The 4,323-nt window shown below is 79.1% G+C and carries 2 protein-coding genes; one reads left to right on the top strand and one right to left on the bottom strand.

Features of this window, described 5'->3' with window-relative positions; all coding sequences use genetic code 11:
- Positions 1 to 13: 13 nt before the first annotated feature.
- Positions 14 to 301, bottom strand: a complete 288-nt coding sequence (locus H3C53_08175; protein ID MBW7916641.1) for an acylphosphatase — start codon at positions 299 to 301, stop codon at positions 14 to 16.
- Between the two features lie 258 nt (positions 302 to 559).
- Between H3C53_08175 and H3C53_08170 the strand changes: the two genes are divergently transcribed.
- Positions 560 to 4,323: hypothetical protein (locus H3C53_08170; protein ID MBW7916640.1), on the top strand; the 3,764-nt coding region annotated here is incomplete at its 3' end.

Raw genomic sequence — 4,323 nt, 5'->3', positions numbered from 1 at the left:
CGCGGGTGCCGCCTCAGTAGACATGGAACCCCGGCAGCGCGCCGCCACCCTCCGCCCACTCCACCTCGACGCCGCTGACCTCCGCGTGGGTGGGGCCGCGCCGCAACCTCACGAGCAGCACGTCGAGGGCGTCCTGCTCCCCCTCCGCCACCACCTCCACGCGCCCGTCGGCGAGGTTCTCCACGTGCCCCCTGACGCCCAGGTCGGTGGCGTGGCGCCTGACGAACTGGCGGAAGCCCACCCCCTGGACCCTGCCGGAGACGATGGCGGTGAAGCGACGGACGTTGGCGCCTGCTGCCATGGTGGCGCATGCTATCAGGGCCGCGGCCCACCGCCCCGCGCCCGCGCCCGCGGCCGCGGCCGCAACCGCCCGCGCCGGGCGATGTTCTCATCGACCCCGTGGTAGGCTGCGTTGCGTCCGAAGCGCGTAGGGCACGGGGTTCCTGCCGCTGGTGCTGCCGACCGGCGCCCGGGCCTCGCCACGGTCGCCACGCCGGCCAGTACCCTCACCGACGCCCACCCCGGCGCCCTCGCAGAACTGGAACCTGCCCACAGCGCAATGCCGCGGAAAACGTTGCTCACCGCCGCCATCGTCACCCTGCTGCTGGGCGCCGTCACGTTGGCGCCGCAGGTCCCCGCCGTCCGCAACAGGCTGCTCGCCGAGGCCCTGCGCGCCGCCGCCGCGCAGGGCTTCACCGTCGACTACCGCGCCAGCGCGGGAAACTTGTGGCGCGCCGTCACGCTCGAGGGCGTCACCGTCGACGGGCCGGGCGTGAGCGCCACGGTGGAGAGCCTCCGCCTCGACTACTTCCTGCCGGCCATCCTTGGGGGCGAGCTCCCCCTCGACGTGGCGGTGACGGGCGCTCGCGGCGCCGTCGACCTGGAGCGGCTCCTGACGGGCGCGGCGCCGGGCGGCCGGGGGCCGGGCGCGCCCGCCAGCCCCCGCCTGAGGCTCGGCCACGTGACCCTCGCCGACCTCGAGCTGAGCGCCAGCCGCGCCCCGTTCACGCTGCCCGACATGACCATCACGGACCTCAGCGTGCGCGACCAGGACGACAGCCTTCTCCTCGCCGCCACCGTCGCCACCGAGGACGGGGCGCTGCGGGCGCGGGGCGAGCTCGACCTCGAGACCCTCGACTTCACCGGCACGGTCGAGCACGCCGACGTGGCCATCGCGCGCCACTGGTGGCCCGGCGCGCGCGGCGGCGTGGCCACCGGCACACTCGCCGTGACCCGCGGCCGCGTGACCGGCGACTTCACCGTCACCGGCGGCAGCGTCGCCGACCTCGGCCTAGCCGCCACAGACCTGAGCGGCACGGCGCGCCTCGCCTACCCCGTCATCGAGGCCGAGGTCACGGGCCGGGCCATGGGCGGCCCCGTCACGGCCACCGGCACGGTGAACGTGGAGGCGTTGCGCTTCGAGGCGCAGGGGAAGGCGGCGCCGGCCCTCGGCGACGCCGCCGCCTGGCTCCTGCGGGACGCGCTGCCCGGCGGCCTGCCGCTGCCGGTCGCGGGCGCGGGCGAGCTCGACCTGCGGGTGAGCGGCTGGGAGCACGTGGAGGCGCGCGGGCAGGCCGCCGGCGCGGGCAGCGTCGGCGGGGTCGCGCTCACCGACCTGACGGTCAACTTCGCGTTCGGCACCGCCGGCGAGCTGCGCGTCGACGCGGCCGCCGCCCTGGGCGGCGGGCCCGTGCGCCTGAGCGTCGGCCCCGGCACCGGTGCCGGCCAGCGCCTGGAGGCGCAGCTGGAGGGGGTCGACCTGGCGGGCCTCACCTACCAGGGCGTCGCCCCGGGGGGCGTCCTGGAGGCCGCCGACCTGAGCCTCGACCTGGGCGCCGCGCCCCGGGCGCGCCTCACCGCCGACTGGTCGGGGACGCTGCCCGTGGGCGCGGGCGACGCGGCGCCCGTCACCCTCGACCTCGACGCGCGCCTCGACGCGGACGGCTGGCAGGCGTTCGTGGCGGGCGCCACCGCCGCCTACGCCCACTCGAGCGAGGGCGTCGAGCTCTCCGGCGCGCTGGTCGTGAACGGCGGTCGCCTCGACGGCGGCCTCCACGTGACGAACGTGGCCGCGCCCGGCATCCTTGGTCCCATCACGCTAGACGCCAAGGCCGCGGGCCACCCGGACGACCTGGCCCTGAGCCTCGACGTCACCGGCCCGGCGCCGCTGACGCCCGACCCGGCGCTCCTAGGTGGCGTGGCGGTGGCCGCCGACCTGCGCGGCGGCGCCACGGCGCGGCTGACGGGGGGCGCGCTCGGACCGGTGACCGGCCGCCTGGGACCCCTCGCCTTCGAGGCCGCCCTGGCGGGCGGCGAGGTGACGGCCGACTGGACCCTCGACGCCGTGGCCGTGACCGGACCCGCCGCCGCCGCGGGCAGCGTGAGCGCCAGCGGCGGCCGGCTGGAGCTTGGCGCCGCGGGCCTCACCCTCGGCGCCGAGGCGCACGGCACCGACCTCGCCGTCGGCCCCCTTCAGTTGGGCGACACGAGCCTGACCGTCGACGTGGCCATCGCCTCCGTCGCGGCCGGCGCGCCCGGCCCGGCGGGCGCGCCCGGCCCGGCGGGCGCGCCCATTGCGTCGAGCGGCCCGTGGGAGTTGCGGGCGCGGGGCGAGCACCTGGCGGTGGCCGTCGGCTCGGCGACCCCCCTCACCGCCACCGCCGCCGCCCTGCCGGTGCGGCCAACCGGCACGAGCGACTGGCTGCCCCTCAGCGGGGCCGTCACGGCGCTGCCGGGAGGCGCCTACGACGTCGACGCGCACCTCCCGGCCGGCGCCCGCGCCGCCGGGATAGCGCTGCCCGCGCCCCTGGGCCTGGCGGGTAGCGTCGACCCCGCCGCGGGCACGCTAAGGGCCGCCGGGCGCCTCGGCACGCTGCCCCTGGACCTCGACGTCGACTGGGGCGGCGCCGGCACGGCCACGCTGAAGGCCGCCGGTCTCGACCTCGCCTACGACCTGCCGAGCGGCGCCTGGCGCGCGACGGGCAGCGCCGACCTCCCCGACCTGGCGGCTGGCCTCGGCCTGCCCGCCGCCCAGGTGGCCGGCAGCGCCACCCTCGACCTCGCGGGCCGTGGCGCCGCCGCCACCGGCACGGCCGCCGTGCGCCTCGCGCGGCCGCTGGAGCTCGAGCTGACCGCCACGGCAACGGGAGACGAGGCCGCCCTGACCCTGACGGGCGAAGCGGCGGGCCTGCCGGTGACGGGAGCGGGGCGCGTCAGCGCCGCCGACCTCGCCGCCGCCACCCTCACCGCCAGCGTGGGCCCCGTCAGCGGCATCGTCCTCACCCCCACGGGCGCCAGCGGGCAGGGGGTCGTCGCGGCCGTGGCCGTGCCGGGCGGCGCCCTCGGGCCCACGCCGTGGAGCCTCGCCGCCTCCTGGGCCGAGCGCGGCGCCACCGTCACCGTGGGCGGCGAGCGCCTCGCCGTCACGGGCACGGCCTCGGGCTGGCAGCTCGAGGGCGCCGTCGCCGCCACCCTCGACTACGGCGGCAACGCCTACGACCTCACCCTCGCGCCCGGCGCGCAGGGCGCCCGCCGCGCCCTACTCGTGGACCCGGCGACGCTCGTGATCAGCGCCGCCCTGACCGAGCGCGCCACCGGCAGGGAGCTCGCCGCCGCCACCGGCCCCCTGACCGACCTGAGCGTCACGCTCGACGCGGCGGCGGAGAGCCTGCTCGCCCCCCTGCCCGCCGAGTACCGCCCCGACTGGCGCCTGAGCGGCAGCGGGACGGTGAACCTGCTCGCCGGGCCGGGCTACCGCGCCACCCTCGCCCTCGAGCCCGGGCCGGGCGCCCTCGACCCCTCCCCCGTCACCGGGCGCCTGAGCGGCGTGGGGGCGGCCGCCGAGCTGACCCTGGAGGGCACGGGGCTCTACCTGAGCAGCGAGGCCGCCGAGGGCGGCGCCCGGCTGCGGCTCCGCGCCACCGACGCCGCCCTCGACCGCTACCTCCCCGCCGGCAGCGGCGGCACCCTGACGGGCAGCATGGCCCTGGAGGCGGGCACGTGGCGCGGCGCCCTCACGGCCACGCTGACGGGCGCGGTCGAGGCCGCCGTCACGCTGGCGGGCGACGGCGACGAGCGCCTGCGCGTGACCGCCACCGCCACCGGCCCGGCGGGTTCTGCCCTCAGCGCCGAGGGCACGCTGCTCCCCCGACCGGCGCTCACGGGGCGCGCGGAGGCGCTGGGCGGCTGGGCCGGCGCCACCTTCGAGTACGCGGAGACGCTCACCGGCCGCGTGGTGACCGCGCCCCTCGCCCTCGAGGGGGCGCTCACCGTGCCGGGACTCGCCTTCGACCTGACCTTCGACCCCGCCGACGGCAGCGCGCG

It is taken from the genome of Trueperaceae bacterium (assembly GCA_019454765.1).
Classification (GTDB): domain Bacteria; phylum Deinococcota; class Deinococci; order Deinococcales; family Trueperaceae; genus JAAYYF01.
Note: the sequence above shows the minus strand (reverse complement) of the source record. Positions and strands in the feature narration are given on the sequence as shown.

Bases quoted from the DNA above. Each gene is read 5' to 3' on its own strand.
- H3C53_08175 (MBW7916641.1), bottom strand. From the start codon at position 301: ATGGCAGCAGGCGCCAACGTCCGTCGCTTCACCGCCATCGTCTCCGGC.